The organism is Nostoc sp. 2RC, assembly GCF_014222165.1.
GTDB classification, from domain to species: domain Bacteria; phylum Cyanobacteriota; class Cyanobacteriia; order Cyanobacteriales; family Nostocaceae; genus Nostoc; species Nostoc linckia.
Genome location: NZ_JACKZU010000139.1, coordinates 1 through 19,756 on the forward strand (window position 1 = coordinate 1; position 19,756 = coordinate 19,756).

Below are 19,756 nucleotides of genomic sequence, written 5' to 3' on the forward strand. Positions count from 1 at the left end.
GGGCATGGGGCATGGGAGATGAGGGAGGCAGGCAAACAGGCGGGAATAATAACAATTACCCAGTCAACAGTCAACATCGCCAATGCCCAATGCCCAATCAAGTTAGGGCATGTTTTTTGAGATCGTCTAGGGAAACTACTTCTAAGGCTCTAGGATGAGTTGCTGAAAGGATTACTGGGGGAGCAACACCGGCTTTTAGGGCTTCTTGCCAGCGAGAAGCACATAAACACCAGCGATCGCCTGCTTTCAGTCCAGGAAAATTATATTCAGGAGCAGGTGTACTCAGGTCGTTACCGCGAGATTTAGTAAATTCCAGAAATTCTTGTGTGAGTTCGGCACATATAACGTGCGACCCAAAATCTTGACCGCCTGTACGACAAAAGCCGTCACGATAAAACCCAGTCATGGGGGAAGTGCAGCAAACTTCTAATTCTCCACCGATTACGTTTGAATTCATTGCTTGACTTGCAGGAATATTATTTTAATTTTACCCCACCCGCCTAATATCAGATAAATAGTACTCCCCAGTCCTCACTACTTTTGACATCTCAAATTAGATTAAAATTTTGCGTAAAATCTTGCTTATTGTGGAGAAAAATTGATAAATGCATTGTTTCAACTACCTACATTCGTAGGTGGTTGAGACAATGAGTGAGCTTGAGTCGCTTTCTGGGTATAAACTGCTCAGAGAGATACATCAAATTTCAGCTTAGTGAGGTACAGACTATTGTAAGGGCGACCCCTAACCGTGTACTTCATTTACCTGAAATATGCTGTATGGAGCATCCTAAAAAGGGTAAAAGAAAAGATGAATACAGAAGAGTTAGTTTATTTACTCAAAAAGTATCAAAATACTTCATCAGAAACTCAGGAAAAAACAAATATCAAAACTAAATTTATCGCGCAATTATCTTCATGCTATTGGTGGCATTCTCGATATATTATCAATCTTTTTGGTGAAGAGGTTCAGCAAATAAAAAAAGATTTACAAACAGAAATTGAAGAAGTATTTCAACTTCATGTCATCCGAAAAAATGACTTAAAAGAATTGGCAGTTTTTTTGCTAAAAGAAGCTACAATTCTACAGAAAAAATATCAAAAAAAGTTAATAACAGATAAATTTATCAATACTTTAGCAATAGAAATTAAAAATGCTCAACCGAATAGCTTTCAAAGAAAACAAGCCGTGCAATGCCTGATTAAAGCTATGGAAACAAAAAATACATACAAGAAACAAGGACTTGGGTCAAACTTACAATTATCTCCACAAGATTATGAAGATGCTTTTCTAGAAGCTAAAGGAGAGTCTATTCGCTATATTTTAGATAATATTGATAGATATGATGAAATAAGAGGAGATTTTATGGCTTGGATAAATCACTGGATTCCTATAAAATTTCTAGATGCGGCTGGAAGAATATTAGGAATCAAGAAAAGTCAATCTAAGAAACAAGAAGAAGAAAAAATCAGCATTTCTCCCGCAGACCCTAATTCAATGAAAGAATATCTTTTTGAAAATGCTGAAAAAGAATTTGCTTACTATCAACAATCCGAAGAAATTAAAAATCTTATTAAAGAAGACCCTAACAATAAACTTGGAAAACCAATTAGAAAAGACAGAACTGACATCACATTTAAAGATGTATTAATTGCTATTAATTGGGAAGGAGAAACATTTAAAAATCTCTCAAAAACATGGAACATCCCATACACCACAATAAAAAGTTTTTACGAACGAGAATTTGAACAAGTTAAAGCCGATTTAACAGAATATTTACAATAAAAAATTAGGGACTAGAAGTCATGAATACTTGGGAAATAACTGAAAATTTTATCTTCACAGTTCATCTAAAATCTGTTCACCGAGAAATAGCCAAAAAGTTGAGCAGAAAAAAATTAACTAAGCTTAAAGCCAAAGAATTCTATTATAATGTTTTGGCTACATGTGCTGTCAAGGATTATTTAGAAATTCTGGGATATGAAACTGATTGGAATAACAGCGACTTTAACAATCCTGTAATATCCACTTTTGCTGATGTAGTAGATTTAGAAGTTAAGAATCACGGAAAATTAGAATGTCGTGCAGTTTTTTTTGATGGCGATATTCATGTTCCAGAGGATGTTTGGTCAAATCGTATTGGTTATGTATTTGCACATATAGATGAATCGTTCCAAGAAGCAAAGATTCTTGGTTTTGTATCCTCAGTAGAAGAAACACAAGGAATTGTATCTTTGAATCAATTGCGTTCTTTAGAAGATTTTCCTGAATATCTGAGCCAAAAAGAACAATCTGAAATTGTCAGACAAACTCTTGGTGAATCAATCAAAGAAGGAGTCGTAATACTCAGACATTGGTTTAAAGAAACTAAAGAAAATATGAGACGAGAATGGCAAAATGCGGAAGAGTTGTTGATGAGACAACCACAAAATCTTAGTTATATGACTAGAAATAGTTCTGAAGCTATCAATAAAGCTAAATTGATTGACTTAAAAATGAATTTAGCTAGTCAAGCAGTAATGTTGCTGATGACTGTCACACCACAATCAGAACAAAAGCTAAAAATTCGCGCTCGTTTATGTCCAGTTTCTGGAGAAAAATATTTGCCATCAGGTCTGAAATTAGAGATACTTTCTCAATTAGAAGAAAGTCTAAAAGAAGTCAAATCTGAATTGAGAGATTATTTTATTCAGTTACCAGAATTTACTAGTGAATCAGGAGATAAATTTAAGCTGAGAATAACTCTTGGTGATGCTAACATAACTGAAGAATTTATCGTTTAATTTTTAGAGCTTGACGAACAATAATGAAGAAAATTATTTCTTTGCGGTTGGGACAAGGAAATTTTCAAAGTGGATTTTCTCAGATTTTATTGAAGCTATATGCAGGAGAAGAATTACTGGAAGAAATAGATACTGGGAGCCTACCACCTAACGAAGAAATTGAAAAAACTTATCAGAAATGGCAGTGTCTATATGAGGCTTTTATTGGTACTGGAGGTGGTTTCTTAGATGGAGATTTTGACAGTGCAAGTATCGGTTTTAAACCGAGAATATTAGAATTTGCAGAAGATAATATAGAGCGAGGAAGTCAAGAAAGTGCAGTAGAATTAACTGCTTATATGATTGAGATAATTAATCAATGGCTGAACTCGTCAGAATTTCAATCAATAGATCAGGCTTTACGCACTAACATAAATACGAAAGATGAAGTTGTTTTAGTAATTCAAACTGATAACGATATATTAAGAAAATTACCTTGGCATGAATGGAATTTTTTTAAGAAGTACACAAAAGCAGAAGTTGTTTTAAGTGCGCCTAAATTTTCTTTAAAACTCAAACACAAGTCGTTAACTGCTGGAAAAGTCCGAATATTAGCAATTATTGGAGATTGTACGAATATCGATCCAGAAATAGATTTGAATACTTTAAGAAATAATCGAGAAGTAGAGTTAGAAATTGTCTCTCAGCCTTCTCGTAAACAAATTTGCGATCGCCTCAGAGAAAAATCAGGTTGGGATATCTTATTTTATGCTGGACATAGTAAGTCTAATGCTCAGAAAGGATGGATTAGTATCAACGCGAAAACCAAGCTAGAAATATCCGAATTAAATTCAGCATTAGAAGTAGCGATAGAGAATGGGTTACAACTAGCCATATTCAATTCCTGTCAAGGTTTAGGATTAGTACCTCAACTTGAAGAGTTAGGAATTTCTCAGATTATTGTGATGCGGGAGCAAGTTCAAAATCAAGTAGCTCAAGAGTTTTTAGCAGAGTTTATTGCTAGTTTTTCTAGTGGGAAATCTTTCTATTTAGCGATACGAGAAGCCAGAAGTAGACTTAAAGATATAGAAGATAAATATTACTGTGCAAGTTGGCTACCTGTAGTTTGTCAACATTGGTCTGTTAAACCACCTACTTGGGAAGAATTACGTGATCCTCCGTTAGCATATACTTCAAATTTACTATTTCGTAAAGGAGGAGTAATTTTATCTGGTTTATTGCTAGCGATGGTAGTAATAGGAGTGCGGTCTTTTGGTTTATTCCAATCCTTAGAATTTCAAGCTTTCGACTGGTTGATGAGAATGCGTCCCAATGAAGGGGTAGATTCTCGGTTGTTAATAGTTGAAGCTACAGAAAAGGATATCAACCGCTTGGGTTATCCTATATCTGATGGTAAATTAGCTGAAACTATCGAGCGTATAAAACAGTATAAACCTAGCACAATTGGGTTGTTAATATTCCGCGATCGCCCCGTAGAACCAGGTCATCAAAAATTACTTAATCTTTTGCAAAATGATGACCGTTTAATTGCTTTATGTAGCATAAAATTGACTGATAATAATCCAAATCAACCCGGTATTTCATCACATTCGAGAGTTCCTGAAAGTCGCTTAGGATTTAGCAATATAGAGTTAGACAATGGAGTTGTTCGTCGTCATCTATTATTCATCAATCCCGACTTGAATAATCCCTGTCCCACCAGCTTTTCTTTTAGCTTTCAATTAGCATCGAAATACTTAAATTCCAAAGGAATCAAGCCTGAAGAAATAGATAGCGATCGCATCAAAATTGGTGAGACTATAATTCAACGTTTACAATCAAATACTGGTGCATACCATCAACTAGATAATCGTGGGTTTCAACTTCTACTTAATTATCGAAATTCTGAAAAGATTGCTGCAACTGTTTCTTTTAATGATGTGCTGGAAAATAAGTTTAATCCAGAATTAATAAAGGAACGCATTGTCATCATTGGTGTAGTTGCTCCCATATCTAATCCCACAGATTACTTTTCTACTCCTTATAGTAAAGGTGTATTGCCTCAAATGTCTGGAGTTGATATTCAGGCGCAAATGACCAGTCAAATACTCAGCGCAGTTTTAGATAAACGACCTTTATTGTGGAGTTTGTCGGAAACAGCAGAAGGATTTTGGATTGTAATTTGGTCTTTAACAGGAAGTGGAATTGCCATCATTTTCTTAAGAAATATTAATTCTTTTTTACTATTTGTATATACTGTAATTTGTATCTCGATTCTGTCTCTAATTTGCTTTGTATTTTTACTTCAAGGCACATGGATACCATTAGTATCATCTGCAATCTCTTTATCTATCAGTAGCCTGAGTGGATGGCTTTTAATAAAACATTGGAGTCAAATACTTACTTTAAAGATTTTACAAAGTAGAAATAATACTTAAGATTAGTGATAAAGTTATACGTAAGTAACAAAAAAACGAGTCATAGTTGATATGTTAATTAACTAACACCATTCATTAAAGACTTATTTACAAGTGTAAATATTAGTTAAATATTAGACCCCTTACAAAAGCCTCCTCTCCGTTCTCTTCTCTGCGCCTCTGGGCCTCTGCGTGAGAAAAAAATTTATGCAATAAGCCTATTGAACAAAAATATAAAGTCATGAGCAAAAAAATAGCTTATATTTACCTTTTAACTTTAACTTTATTATTAGGCGATCGCTATTTGATTCACCCAGTAGCTGGTCAAAATCTTCCCACCAAAGAACCGCTTGAATTTAAACCTCCTAACAATGGCGCACCGGGAGGAAATCGCTCTGGATCTTCTGCTGATACAGGTAGTCGTCCTATTTGTCCTACTGTAGAAAAAGATATCACTGCTTTAATACCGAAAACAAATTGGGCAAATACCCTCGCCGAACGTCCTACTTTTTGGTTTTACATTCCTTATGAACGGGGTTGTTTAAAGCTAATTCTTAAAGATGAACGCAAAAGTACTATAGTAGCTCACGTGAATTATGAAATTAATAAAGGTGAAGGTATCATGGGTTTCCCGATACCTGAAACTGCGCCTGCTTTAGAAGTAAATCGTGCTTATCGTTGGCAAGTTTCCTTTAGTTGCGAACCCAATATTGAACCTTCATTTACAGGAGTACAGGGAATAGTGCAACGAGTAGCTACAAACGAAGTTTTGAAAACTAAATTAACATCAACTACTACTATCCAAGGACGAATTAATTTATATGCAAATCAAGGTTTATGGCATGAAACTATTACTGCATTAATTCAATTACGTAAGTCTAAACCGACAGAACAAGAATTCAAACAAGATTGGTCAGATTTGTTATCTAACACCAATGTAGAATTAGCAGAATTCATTTCCGAGCCTTTAGTTGAATGTTGTAATCCTATTCCTGAATAATTGACATAAAAACATGAAAAAACAATATAAAAATGCCAAATTTTTCTTGACATTTTTGGCATTATTTACTGTAATTTTTACCTCTAGTTTGAGTTTGTTATCTTTTCAATTACCTGTGGCGATCGCTCAAAATAATACTAAAGCAGAAGCCGATAGATTAAGGCAGCAGGGAGAAAAACAATTAGAAGCAGGACAATACACACAAGGTACAGAATCTCTCGAACAAGCGATGATGATTTATCGCCGAATTAGAGATACAGAAAGTGCAAAAAATATTGTAGATAGACTTTACTTAATTTATTACACACGAGGAGCATACGATAAATTAAAAAAATTACAACCTATATTTACTGAATTAAATCCTAATGCAGAACAAACAAAAACAGAATTAGAACCTCAAGTAACTGAAGAAAAAGAAAAATCAGCACCACAATTTGAATTAAATCCCCAAGTAGAAGAGTTAATAGCCCAAGGTTTTTTACAACAAAGTAAACAAGATTATGTTGGAGCGAAAGCTTACTTTGAGCAAGCATTTTCTCAAGCCAAAGCTATTGGAAAAGAACCAGAAAAAATTGCAGCCCTGAAAGCTTTGGGAACATTTTATCTTTACCAGGGAGATTATATTAATGCTCTAGCTAATTTAGAACCAGCCGAACACTTATCAGCAGCCAGATATCAAGCAACAGAAAAAGAATCAGCTAGTGGTGATATTCAGAAAATGAGCAATTATTTTCTGGAGATACTTTATCATCGTTTACCAATTTTATTTCTGATAGGTGAAACTTATTTACAACAAAAAAATCCTAGTAAAGCACTAACTTATTTTCAAGAAGCTGATAAAATAGTCAGTAAAATAGATAAAGATTACAAAAATTCTTTTCAATTCTATAATTCAAAGTTTGTATATTCTTCCTTGTATACAAGTAGAGCATATTATAGTTTAGGAAAATACGATCTAGCCCTTAGTCACGCTCGAAAAGCTATAGAAGAAGCTAAATCTCCGAATAATTTTACTAACCCTTTCGGAGACCTTTTGACTTCCCCTGTTCTTGATTTAGGTGATGGTCATGGTCATGTTTTAGCAGGAATAGCTTTAGAAAAATTAGGAAAACTAGAACAAGCAGAAAAAGAATTGAGGCAAGCAATTCAAATATTTGAAACTAATAGAAAAACATCAGCATCTCAAGCAAATATCCATAACAATCTCGATTTATTTGATAATCAGGTTCGTGCCACTTATCATTTACAGCGAGTGCTTTTAGCTCAAAATAAATCAGAGGAAGCTCTAGCAGCTTCAGAATGGGGACGCGGACGTATTTTAGTAGAAGCTGCAACAGCGCCAAGAGAGCTTACACTAAAAGAAAAAGTTGATGCTTTTGTTGATACTCAGTACACTTCTGAAAGTATTTGTAAAGAACAGGAAAGTCTACATCCTGAAGTTAATGTTCCTAAAGGAATGGAACATATATTTGTTAGTAGTAAATTTGAGTGTGATGGAGAAGCTCTAATACAAGAACTCAAAAAAAGCTATTTGGAAGAGGCTCAAAAATCCCCAGAAATGCTTGATTACCTTACAGCTACAACTCCCACCAATACAGCCCCATCAAATATTCAACCACTCAAGGTAGAACAATTAAAACAAATCGCTCAATCTCATCAAGCAACCATTGTAGAATATTCAATTATTTCTGAAACTACATTTTTCCATCCAGGGTATTTATCTTTGGTTAATTATGGAGTCAATAGGAACGCATTTCCTGGAGAAGAAAAAAAATTAGTTATTTGGGTAATCAAACCGACAGGAGAAATAAAATTCCGTCAAATCGATTTGAAAAATCAAAAGATTCCTATCAAAGACTTAGTAACTAATACCCGTAAAACTATGGGTTTAGATCGCAGCATTGGAGTATTCCTCAAACCAGATGCAGAATTACCGGATGGTTCTACTCGCAATGCTTCTGAAGTTCAAGCCAAAGAAAAACTTAAACAACTCCATGAATTACTCATAGAACCCATTGCTGATTTACTACCAAGTAACCCAGAAGCTAAAGTAGTTTTTGTTCCTCACAAAGAACTATTTCTCGTTCCCTTTGCAGCTTTAATCGACTCGAAAGAAAAGTATCTCATCGAAAAACATACCATCATCACCGCACCTTCAATTCAAGCCTTAGACGTTACCCGTCAAAAACGACAAAAACAAACTGGAAAGAGCAAATTTGCAGTAGTAGTAGGCAATCCCACAATGCCTACAATTAAGCTACCTAATAACCAATCTCCTACACAACTAAATAATTTACCTGGTGCAGAACGAGAAGGAAAAGAAGTTGCTCAACTGCTGAATGCTGAGTTTTTGACAGGAAATAAAGCAACCAAAGCTGAGGTGTTAAAACAGTTACCCAATGCACGCTATATTCATTTAGCAACTCATGGACTATTAGAAGATTTTGCGAGTTTTGGTATCCCAGGAGCAGTTGCTCTAGCACCTTCTAATCAAGATAATGGCTTATTAACTTCTAGTGAAATTCAAGAGTTGAATTTACAAGCCGAATTAGCCGTTCTCAGTGCTTGCGATACAGGCGGAGGCAATATTACTGGAGATGGAGTTGTCGGTTTATCTAGAGCTTTAATTGTTGCTGGAGTTCCTAGTATTGTGGTTTCTTTATGGTCTGTTCCTGATGCTCCAACAGCCGAATTAATGGGGGAATTTTACCGTAATTTTCAAGAGCGGAAGTTAGATAAAGCTCAAGCGTTGCGTCAGGCGATGTTGGAGACGATGAAAACTCATCCCAACCTTGTTGATTGGGCTGGTTTTACTTTAATTGGACAATCAAAATAGACTGGTAATTCATCGCATCAATTTTGATGAGTTTGTAGTAAGCACTTCAGTGCTTAAAAATCCAGGACTAAAGTCCTTACTACAAACTTAATAAATTATTTTTTAAACTACGAATTAATTATTAGTTAATTATGTCTCGTTTTAAACGCCGCCAATTTCTGCAATTCGCTACTTCTGCTTTAACAACTTTGGGATTAAGTCAGTTAGATATCAAAAATCAAAGTTTACGCTATGCTCAAGCTGTTGCTTCTTCTAGTCCTCGCAAATTAGCGTTATTAGTAGGAATCAACAATTATCAAAACGTTGATAATCTCAAAGGTGCAATTACTGATACTTATTTGCAAAGAGAACTATTAATGCATCGTTTTGGCTTTAATCCTCAAGATATATTAGTAGTTAGCGATGAAAGTGAAATTAAGCCGACTCGCCAAGGAATTTTACAAGCTTTTGAAGAACATTTAATTCAACAGGCAAAACCAGGGGACATTGTAGTTTATCACTTTTCAGGACACGGTTCTCAAGTATTTGACCAAGAGAGTGGTTTGGAAGACAAACTTAATAGTACTTTTGTACCTAGCGATCGCACTACTTCTCTAGTAGATAATCAAAAGCAAGTTTCTGATATTACAGGTAAGACTCTTTTCTTGTTAATGTCACGAATACAAACCGAAAATCTCACTGTTGTTTTAGATAGTTGTTATTCTGGGGGAGGGAAACGGGGGAATCTAACTATTAGGTCAATTGAAGGCGGAAAAGGATACATTTCTAGCGACATCGAACGAGAATATCAACAGAAATTGCTGTCTGATTTAGGTATATCTCCCCAAGAACTAGAACAACGCCGAAAACAGGGTATTGCTAAAGGAGTAGTAATTGCTTCAGCCAGAAAAAACCAAGTTGCTTCCGAAGCATATTTAGATAATTTTGTCACAGGAGCATTTACTTATTTGATGACTCAATACCTGTGGCAAGAAAATAGTAACACTCCAGTTGAGAATGTCATTACTAATATCTCTCGCAGCATCAACAGTACTTTTACCTCTAATCAAATACCAGAAATTGAAGCTAAAAACAATAGTAATAACGAAACAAAACCAACGTATTTTATTTCTAGACCAATCCCCACTGCGGAAGCAGTAATCACTCAAGTTAGGGGGAATAATGTTAATCTTTGGTTAGGAGGAATAGCACCTCAAGCTCTTGCAGCTTTCAACCAAAATCCCGTCTTTGAGCTAGTAGACAACCAAGGAGTTAAGCGAGGCAGAATACAATTACAATCTCGCAAGGGGTTAACGGGTGAAGGCAAAATTTTAGAACTGCAAAAACCAGAATTGTTAAAACCAGGAGCATTATTACAAGAAGGAGTTAGAGTTATTCCCTCTGATTATAAATTGCGAATTGGATTAGACGATTCTTTAGGTAAAGATATCGCTATAGCGAGAAATGAAATTGCTAAAATTGAGCGAGTCCAGCCAGTTGCTTTACAAACAGGGGAAGTTCATTATATTTTTGGTCGGCTAACAGAAGTACAACAAACAGAATTAAGAAACAAACAAGCTACATATATTCCTCCTCTCCATAGTTTCGGTTTATATACAGAAGGAATCGATTTAATTCCTGGTTCTTTTGGTAGTGCGAAAGAAACCATAAATGATGCCTTAACTCGACTCAAACCTAAATTTCGTTCTCTTTTGGCAGCGAGAATCATCAAATTAACTTTAAATGCCAACTCATCACGTCTCAATGTATTGGCTTCATTAAATATTTTACGTCCAAAAGAATTAGATATAATCGTTGTTGCTCAAACCTTTACTTCTCGTTCAGTAAGTAAAGTCAATCAAAATTCTTTCACACCCGCTAATAATACTAATATTAATTACAAAAATGGCATTCCTCAAATTCCTTTAAAAACACAAATTCAATTTGAAGTTAAAAATCAAGAAAATAGCGACCTCTACATTACAGTATTAGTGATTAACCCCGAAGGCAAGATTGATGCGATCTTTCCTAATATTTGGTCGTCTGCCGAAGATGCCACCTTAGTTAAAGCCGGAGAAACTCTGGCAATACCCAAGGCACAGGATAATTGGGTATTAGGAGTTATTGAACCTGTGGGATTCACAGAAATATTAGTCGTTGCTAGTAAATCACCTTTAAGAAAGAGTTTGCAGAGTTTACAAACTATTGCTCAAACACAAGGAAGAGGAGATGTACCTGTCTCCATAGGAGATAATCCCACCAATATTATCGACCTCTTATTAGAAGATATTGATAGTAGCACACTTCCAGAAAACCGTAGTAGAAATAATTCTAATCCTTCTGAAATTACTTCTAGAGAAAAAGCTCTTTTGAGCGATGCTCGTCAATTAGCAGCCATGTCCATTACCTATCAAGCTGTGAAATAACTATACACCTAGTACTAGTCTTTAGATCCCCGACTTATTTGAGAAGTCGGGGATCTTTTTGGAATGCTGGTGTACACATATCCGGAAGAGTTGTGCTTCATAGATAACTTTTTTGGCGAAAAACTACAAAACAATTTTGGTGGGTTGCGTAATTTTTTAGACTTAGATGCGAAATATTAATAAATCAGCCAACCAATATATTTTGCTGTATTTGCAGTTCAAGGAGCTAAACCATGAAGCAAATGATAACTGTTGCTGGAGGGGTATTCTTTTCTGTTGGAATCATGTTTCTACTTTTGGGAGGTTGGAGTTTTTGGGAAAAAATTAAATTTGAAAATGAATTAGGAAATCGAGGTCAGTTCAATACAACAATTAGTAAATTGTCGGGCTGGGAAGAGTTCAATAAACAAGAATTAGAACGTAAACAAAATTTAGTATTTACCTTTCTTGTGATTGCTGGAATATCTGGTTCTCTAGGTGTTGGTCTTGCTATTGCCGGAAAAAATCAGCCTACACAATAAGAAGTAATACGGTTTTTTTCAACGCAAAGGTGAGGCACAGGTTTTTTCCATAATAATTAGGCGCATCTTCATAGAAAATGGGTGCAAATTTAATTGCAGCAAACTCTTTAAATGACTGCACAGCAAATCTTATGAAAACCTTGATTTTACTTTCAGGGCTTTCACAAATTGATGATATCAGAGTTGCAAGAGGAAATAGCAAAATGAAAAAATTACTCGCAGGAATCTCAGCATTAAGTTTATCGATTACTTCTCCAGGTATTGCCAATGCACAGGAGTTTACTAATTTTGAGCATCAAGACAATAAATATTACTATGAAACACTAAAATCTCAAGGTCTTGCTTACTATAGATATAAAGTTCCTGCTTATACTTTTGGAATTTTTACACTCAAAAATAACAGTCGCAGTTCAAATTTCGATATTTACGTACATGACTATTCTGGAGATTGGAAGCTATTGGCTAAAGGAAAGAACCAGGGGACGGAAACAGAGTTAGTTGTCACGCCAATGTTTTCGGAAGATAAATATGCGTATATCACGATAGTTAATGATGGTTCACAACCATCTGAATATCATTTGTATGCAAATTATGTCAGTCCTGCTAATAGGTTTGCTATTGCATTGGCTGAAACTTCTTTAATATGTAGTCTCGAAAAAGAAAATATTCCCAATGAAACATCTTCTAGAGTAGTTACAGGGCTTTCTTCAATACTTCAAGGCAATGATTTAGCAGGTGTAACTCAAGACCTTTTAATTAATGAATTCACCAATGCAATGAGGAATCAATTTGGTTATGGATGTACGGGTGATTTTGTAGTCAATTGGGGAGTTTCGATGTTCAGAGGTGTTTACAGAAACTATTAGTAGGTACTTCAGTATTTGTAGGGTGGAATGTCACTTACTTAAGCAAAAGTAGCCGCCTAGATCCCCGACTTCTTCAAGAAGTCGGGGATCTAAATCCAGGTTAAGTAAGTGACATTCATTTGTAGGTGCGTTACGCTTCGCTAACGCACCCTACTGGCGTGTCAAGGCTAAAATAGTGCATTAACAAACTCTTGTGGGATGGGCTTCTCGCCCGTCCGGTGCGGACAAGATGTCCACACCACAAGAAAATTTATTGCAACATTTTAGCCTTGACACAATACTACGTATCTAGGATTTCGAGCTACCAGTACTAGTATCCAGGCCGCACATTACAATTAGGATCGTAGTATGAAGAGTTGAGACACCAGAAATTAGGCTCTTCGTTTTGTTTAGAGCCACCATCGCCACTCATTAAGGCTCTGAGGAAGAAGTCTGCCATAAACAAACTTGCTTCTGCTTGCTTTTGTCTCAGTGCCTGCTGTTCTTGGAGATAAGCTTGTTTTTGTTCTGGAGATAGACTCTCAAAATACTGTCTTCTTCTTTCAGCTTCCTGAATTTGCTTTTCTGTAGCTGCTTTGCGAGCTGCATCGAGTTCTGCTTGTCGTCTTTTCCTTTCTTCTTCACGTGCTTGACGTTCTTTTATTGCTTGCTCCTGCTGTTTTCGTTGCAGTTCACGCTGCTCGATATTATGTCGTGTTTCATCTATTCCCTCAATAGTATCTTTTATCGTTCGGATATCATCAAAAAAACCAGCAACTAAGATGTTATTTGAATTTTGATGATAGTCTAATTTTTGAGTTGATAAATCTGCATTCGCTTCTTTCGATGCAGCCATGACAGGATTTATATTTGCTAGGACAATTACCACAAGTGCGATTTGGGAAAATTTTTTATTCATAGCTCGAAATGGAATGAATGAAGATTGTGATGCAGTATTCAGTATGAGGCTGGGTAAGGTCGCACTGAAGAATGGTTTTGCTTTTTTCACGGTAATTAACTACTCTAGTTTGTTAATTTATCAATATTTCTCCTGAAAATTCGTGAATTTACGCAAATTTTTCAAAAAAGTTTAGTGTGGAATTATTGGCGCGATCGCTTTCTTGTACAAAAAATTCGGTAGTTTGCGTAATTTATGAGATTTGACTGCGAAATACCTACTAGAGTTATCAAGTTTACCCACATTCAAGACACATGGAAATTATTACAGGTAGCGGCAACGACACTGTTATCAGACCAGTTTTTGTCAACGGTTCAGTATTTCGCAGCAACGACACCATTCTAACTGGTGCTGGTAACGACACCATTAACCCTGGACTAGGTAAGTATGAGTATGTTGATGGTGGTGAAGGCTTTGACCATCTGATTGTGGATTACTCTGTTGCTGATACAGGCGGCGGTATGGATTTTTATAGCAACTACGCCAGTTCAGGCACAGGCTCTGCTTATCGATCCAGCGGTGTTCCCAACACTTTAGAATTAGATGATCTCCAATTCACAAATATTGAGAAGTTCACTGTCACAGGTACTAGTAAAAATGACACCATCACAACTTATTTTGGAAACAACGTCATTAAAGCTGGTGCTGGCAATGATAATGTAACTGCTGTTGCTGGCACTTTGGATGGTGGTTCAGGCTTAGACTACCTCACCCTTGACCTCTCCACACAAACATCTAACCTCAATCTTTCTAATCTCGCAAATATTAATGTTTCTGGTGTTGTCACTGCCATCAATTTTGAGGGATTTTCGATTACTACAGGCAGTGGTAACGACATTGTTACTCATACTGGAATTGTTAACGGTGCTGTTCTGCGGACTAATGACTTAATCATCACTGGTGCTGGCAACGACACCATTAACGCCGGACTGGGTGGTGGAAGTATCAATGATGGTGATACTGTTTATGGTGGTGATGGTATTGACCGCCTCATCGTAGATTATTCCGTTGGTGATACTGGTACTGGTATGCGTTTTGTTGGTAGTAGCACTTACGGCTTTGCCATACGAGAAGTCAGCAATACAAACAGCACTCGCTTGGATTTCATTGGTTTCCACAACATTGAACAGTTCACTGTCATAGGTACGAGCAAGAATGACACCATCAATACTGTTGCTGGCAACGACTCCATCAATGGTGGTGCTGGAAATGACACTATCAATGCAGGCGCTGGAAACGACACTATCAATGGTGGCGCTGGAAATGACGCCATTGATGGGGGTGCAGGCAACGATCGCATGACTGGCGGCACTGGTAACGATACTTACATTCTTGACAGTACCGGAGATATTGTCACCGAAACCTCTACACTGAGTACCGAAATTGATACGGTTAAAGCCTCCATTACTTACATCCTGGGAGCAAACCTAGAAAACTTGACTCTGACAGGGTTTGCAGCAATTAATGGGACTGGCAATAGCCTAAACAATAAGCTGATTGGCAACCGGGGTGACAATATTTTGAATGCCGGCGCGGGCAATGACACCCTTGATGGCGACACAGGTAATGATACCCTGGATGGCGGCGCTGGTAATGACACCCTGATTGCCAGTATAGGGAATGATGTAATGAGGGGCGGCACTGGCAACGACACTTACATTGTGGGTGGTTTAAATGATGACATAATTATCGAGAATGCAGGCGAAGGAATCGATACCGTTCAAGCCCCTTATACTTCCGCCCAGGGATACACCTTGGGTGCTAATTTAGAAAACCTGATTCTGCTAGAAGGAGGAACTGATGGGAGTGGCAACTCTCTCGACAACATTCTGACGGGCAACACCAGAAATAATACTCTCAACGGAGGAGGCGGCAAGGATACGCTAATTGGGGGAAGTGGTAATGATATCTTGATTGGGGGGGCTGGTGATGACATCCTAACTGGTGGTAGTGGCAGCGATTTCTTCCTTTACAACACCAATGCTGCCTTTAACAGTACAGCTATTGGCAGCGATCGCATTACAGATTTCGTCAAAGGAAGCGATAAAATCATCCTAGATAAAACCACATTCACAGCCTTACAAAGCTCAGCTGGTAATGGATTTAGCCTGAATAATGAATTTGCGATCGTTACTAGCGACGCCGCAGCAGCCATCAGTGCAGCCAAAATTGTTTACAACCAAAGTAGCGGATCTCTCTTCTACAATCAAAATGGACTTGCGGCTGGCTTGGGAACCGGATCGCTGTTTGCCAATTTCACCGGCAACCCATCACTGAGTGCATCAGACTTTGTAATCCAAACTTGATCGGGATTTAGAAAGTTTCTCTAGCAGGCTGGCAAACTTCTCGATGAGATGTTGGCGATCGCAAATGTAACCAGCCCCATAGCGATCGCTTAGTTCAACGTTTAATTCCTTTAAAACGTTCTTGTGCTGCCTTAAAAGCTTCTTGCATCACCGACTGAATTCTCTGGGGATCTGGTTTTTTACCTCCCATTAAATCCCCAAAGTAAACGCAGGCTGCTTCTCCTAATGCCCAGGTGTAGGCGGCTGCCCAAGATGCGGCGATCGCACTACCGAAAAGTGGTATAAATTTCACTAATTCCCGCCCGATGGCTTGTGCGAGGAAACCACCAGCGATGGCACTCACAACGCCTCCAGCTTGGGATGGCGTCAGTGTTTGCCCGTATAATTTTCCTAAAAGCCCCACCATCGAAACTTGCAAGGCAGTTAACACTGGCATTGTGGCAAATGGTAATGGCACAGCTGCTAGGGTTGCAGACATAATTGCAAAAGGCAAAATGTAACGCCGTGCTGTATCGCGGTAGAGGTTGCCAATTTGGTTACCAGCTTCTTCCCGATTCAATAACTGATGAATTGCTTGGGCTTCTGCTTGGGGGAGTAGTTCTGCGAGGGTATCTCTCAGGGCTTCTAATCCATAAAACACGGGATTATAGCCATCTTCCTCTAAAGTAAAGTCAATGAGTACACAGCGATCGCACAATCCAGCAAAAGTTTCTTGTATGAGAGTAAATGCGCGATTGACTTCCTCAAAGTCTGGAGGATAAGCAGGATGATCGACTGTATCAGGGGGATAAACTTCGTGTAAGCACGTAACGGCTAACAAACAGGGAATATCTGGATACTGCTGGCGTAGCTGTTGAGCAATTTGTCGTAGGCTATCAGTTGCAAAATCATTGATTTTAACGGTCAAGATTAGGATTCTGGCGGAACGAGTCTCTTGTTCCAAATCGCCAAGTAACTCTTGAATGATTGTTTGAGTATCCTGATTTACATCACCCAAGCCCACAGTATCAGTAAAAATCAGTAACGGTAGGTCATTAGAAGGATAGGCATAGCGCTGGGTGTGTTGGGTGTGAGGGCGAAATCCTTGACCGACAATTTCCGCAGAAACTCCAGTCAGTCCACGCACAATTGAGCTTTTTCCGGCTTGGGGTTTACCAACTAACAGAGCTTGTGTAGTTGGTAGTTCGGCTCGAACTTTCTCTAAAATTTCTGCAACTTGAGCCTCACTGACACTAAACCATTGAATAACTGTTTGTGCTACTTGTTCTACGGGTAAGAATTGCGTCAAATTTGTTGTTGCTTTGTTCCAGACACCAGCAACGCGATTTTTCCAGGAACCACCGAGGGATTTGTTGTTTACACTATCGGTGAGTTCACTGAATTGCTGAGAGTTAGGATCGTGTTGCTCAGTCATTCCCATGAAAACGGTAGATACAATTAAATCCTGTTGATATCTATCCTAGCGTTAAATTGAAGTCGTTAGCTGTTGACTGTTGACTGTTAACTGTGAACCGTCAACAGTCAACAGCCAGCACTGATATTGTTTACAACTCAAATCAAATTCCAAGGTTAATTTAGAACTTTGTTTTTTTCGATGAAATTGGCTTGAGTTTTCGGATAGTATGTTTGTTTTAAAATTGGCATTTCTTGCCAGCATGTCCGACAAAAAAAGTAAATTTCATGATGCCGGATATGGCGTAAAAGCTTATGAGAACAGCAAGGACAGTTATTCATTGTTTTTTAAATTTATCAAAAGGTTTTTTAAAAAAGTTAGATAATTAATCAATGAGTCATCTAACTATTTAGATAATTATGGTTTTGCTGAATAATATCTTCTGTAAAAACACTTAAAATCACAAGAGGATTTTTCCCAAAGCAAAATCTCAAGTGGATTTACTTAAGTAAATCTTACGTAGTTAATTTTTAGATCAAAAGTATCTAGTACTGAGATAAAAAAGAAATTTCAGCTGTCATTTATGGACAGTGTTTCAAAAGGTTACTTAGCACCAACTTCCATCATCAAACCAAGGATCGCCTTAACTAATTCATCTGGATCGATTGGTTTGGCAATATGCATCTGAAATCCTGCTTGTAGTGCTTGCTGCTGATTGATTTCCCCTGCATAAGCCGTAAGAGCGATCGCTGGTACATGTCCTCCTTGTTGAGGCGATCGCTTTCTGACTTCACGCATCAGCATATAACCATCTGTCTTTGGCATTGCGATATCACTGATCAAAACATCTGGTATCGACTCAGATAGTGCTTGCAATGCTTCTTGTGCTGATGCAACCGCAGTAACTTCTACACCGTAATCTTGGAGAATAAAGGTTACTAAGTCGCGAATATCTGGTTCGTCATCCACTACCAAAATTTTAGTCTCACTGGGAAATGGGGTATCAGACTCAAAAATTAAAGATTCATCTTCCTCATACCCGACCTGTTCATTTGTGACTAAAGCCGCTAAGTTGGCAGTGAAATTAGGATTGGATTTTTCTTTTGAACTTTCGGCTTGAAGTTTTTCCCCGTAAATAATATTAAAATTTAGCATTTCATACACATTTCATAACTAAACAATACCCACTTGAAAAGTTGGCATCCGCTAGTGTGATGAGTATCGATTTTTCAGCTAAAAAATACAATCTATCAAAAGGTACATAAACAACTTGATATTAAAAACTGTGAAACATTGCTAAATTCTTGGTTCTAGTCGCTGCTTATATGCATTGTTTGGCTATAATAATTAAAAAAATTCACTCACAAGATATATGGCAATTTTATTCAATTTATGCAGTGGGCAAATCTCAGATTCGGATGAAAGCAACGGAAAACTTCATTCCACAACTGGCGTCGAGTTTTTCATCTAAAATTGAGCCATCTCATAAGCGTCTTAAATCGCATGAAACCCGCACCAAAAAGCAATCCTACGAGTTGACCCCAAAAAATAACACCAGATTGATTAACACCGAGAGGGGGAATATTTAAACTACCAATACCATAAAATAACTGTTGAACAAACCACCAGAATATGTATAAAAACGCTGGTAATTCCAGGGGAATATATAAAATTATTAGTGGTAAAACAGAGTAAATTTTCCCTTGAGGGAACTTGATGATATACGCTCCTAAAACAGCTGCGATCGCCCCATTAGCACCAATCAATGGTACTTTCAAACTTGGTTCAGCTAAAATTTGTGCCACACTCGTGACAACGCCAGCCCCTAAATAAAATCCTAGATAACGCTTGTGTCCAAGGATATTTTCTACAGTTTTACCAAAAACCCATAAAAATAGCAAATTTCCCAAGATTTGGCTAAAACTTCCGTGCAAAAATATGTTAAAAATTAGCGAAAATAGCCGCCAAATCACAACTATCCAGGCCGCAAAATTCAAAAAAACAGCAGTTTGAATTGCCCCAGTAATCTGGTATGGAATCAAGCCCCAACTATTGACAAAATAGCCCAATTCATCGCCAAATTCTAGTTTTAGTTCCCATAAAAATACGGCAATATTAATGCCAATCAGCCAATAATTAACAATCGGCTTATTCCAACAACGCACATTATCACTAATAGGAATCATAAATTAGTTATTGGGTATGGGGTATGTTGACTGTTGATTGTTGACTCTTGACTCTTGACTAGAGACTGGAAAGTTATTATTCTCCCCATCTCCCCATCTCCCTTGTCTCCCCATCTCCCCATCTCCCCA

Annotated in this window: 14 protein-coding genes; 9 read left to right on the plus strand and 5 right to left on the minus strand. The window is 37.4% G+C overall.

Annotated features, from left to right (window positions below):
- Positions 1-97: 97 nt before the first annotated feature.
- The gene (locus tag GNE10_RS16975) at positions 98-457 is read right to left on the minus strand and encodes a DUF2237 family protein (RefSeq protein ID WP_185566195.1); all 360 of its coding nucleotides are present in this window, start codon (positions 455-457) and stop codon (positions 98-100) included.
- 351 nt (positions 458-808) lie between these two features.
- On the opposite strand from GNE10_RS16975, the gene GNE10_RS16980 reads away from it, so the two are divergent.
- The 8 genes from GNE10_RS16980 to GNE10_RS17015 all read left to right on the plus strand — a co-directional run bounded on the left by GNE10_RS16980 (position 809) and on the right by GNE10_RS17015 (position 12,805).
- Complete coding sequence (locus tag GNE10_RS16980) at positions 809-1,783, plus strand: hypothetical protein (RefSeq protein ID WP_185566196.1); 975 nt, start codon at positions 809-811, stop codon at positions 1,781-1,783.
- Positions 1,784-1,803: 20 nt separating this feature from the next.
- Positions 1,804-2,781, plus strand: coding sequence for a DUF1822 family protein (locus GNE10_RS16985; protein ID WP_185566197.1), 978 nt, complete (start codon positions 1,804-1,806; stop codon positions 2,779-2,781).
- 23 nt (positions 2,782-2,804) lie between these two features.
- Complete coding sequence (locus GNE10_RS16990) at positions 2,805-5,198, plus strand: CHASE2 domain-containing protein (RefSeq protein ID WP_185566198.1); 2,394 nt, start codon at positions 2,805-2,807, stop codon at positions 5,196-5,198.
- Positions 5,199-5,418: 220 nt separating this feature from the next.
- Positions 5,419-6,177 (plus strand): DUF928 domain-containing protein, encoded by a 759-nt coding sequence (locus tag GNE10_RS16995; RefSeq protein ID WP_185566199.1) that lies wholly within the window; start codon positions 5,419-5,421, stop codon positions 6,175-6,177.
- A 13-nt stretch (positions 6,178-6,190) separates the two neighbouring features.
- On the plus strand, positions 6,191-9,013 hold the full coding sequence (locus tag GNE10_RS17000; RefSeq protein WP_185566200.1) for a CHAT domain-containing tetratricopeptide repeat protein: 2,823 nt from the start codon (positions 6,191-6,193) through the stop codon (positions 9,011-9,013).
- 131 nt (positions 9,014-9,144) lie between these two features.
- Entirely contained in the window at positions 9,145-11,418 is a 2,274-nt protein-coding gene (locus GNE10_RS17005) for a caspase family protein (protein ID WP_185566201.1), read from the plus strand.
- Positions 11,419-11,660: 242 nt separating this feature from the next.
- Positions 11,661-11,939: a hypothetical protein gene (locus GNE10_RS17010; RefSeq protein WP_185566202.1), complete on the plus strand. Its 279-nt coding sequence runs from the start codon at positions 11,661-11,663 to the stop codon at positions 11,937-11,939.
- A 77-nt stretch (positions 11,940-12,016) separates the two neighbouring features.
- Positions 12,017-12,805 carry a hypothetical protein gene (locus tag GNE10_RS17015; RefSeq protein ID WP_185566203.1) on the plus strand — a complete coding sequence of 263 codons (789 nt, stop codon included), beginning with the start codon at positions 12,017-12,019 and terminating at the stop codon, positions 12,803-12,805.
- Between the two features lie 310 nt (positions 12,806-13,115).
- Here the strand turns inward: GNE10_RS17015 and GNE10_RS17020 are convergent, their stop codons facing one another.
- Positions 13,116-13,703: a hypothetical protein gene (locus tag GNE10_RS17020; protein ID WP_221642875.1), complete on the minus strand. Its 588-nt coding sequence runs from the start codon at positions 13,701-13,703 to the stop codon at positions 13,116-13,118.
- 293 nt (positions 13,704-13,996) lie between these two features.
- Between GNE10_RS17020 and GNE10_RS17025 the strand changes: the two genes are divergently transcribed.
- On the plus strand, positions 13,997-16,048 hold the full coding sequence (locus GNE10_RS17025) for a calcium-binding protein (RefSeq protein ID WP_185566205.1): 2,052 nt from the start codon (positions 13,997-13,999) through the stop codon (positions 16,046-16,048).
- A gap of 94 nt (positions 16,049-16,142) precedes the next feature.
- On the opposite strand, the gene GNE10_RS17030 is transcribed toward GNE10_RS17025, so the two are convergent.
- From GNE10_RS17030 to GNE10_RS17040, 3 genes are all read right to left on the minus strand, one after another.
- A complete protein-coding gene (locus tag GNE10_RS17030; protein ID WP_185566206.1) occupies positions 16,143-17,462 on the minus strand; it encodes a GTPase family protein in 1,320 nt (439 codons plus the stop codon).
- A 582-nt stretch (positions 17,463-18,044) separates the two neighbouring features.
- Complete coding sequence (locus tag GNE10_RS17035; RefSeq protein ID WP_185566207.1) at positions 18,045-18,596, minus strand: response regulator; 552 nt, start codon at positions 18,594-18,596, stop codon at positions 18,045-18,047.
- Between the two features lie 308 nt (positions 18,597-18,904).
- The gene (locus GNE10_RS17040; protein WP_185566208.1) at positions 18,905-19,627 is read right to left on the minus strand and encodes a rhomboid family intramembrane serine protease; all 723 of its coding nucleotides are present in this window, start codon (positions 19,625-19,627) and stop codon (positions 18,905-18,907) included.
- Positions 19,628-19,756 lie beyond the last annotated feature (129 nt).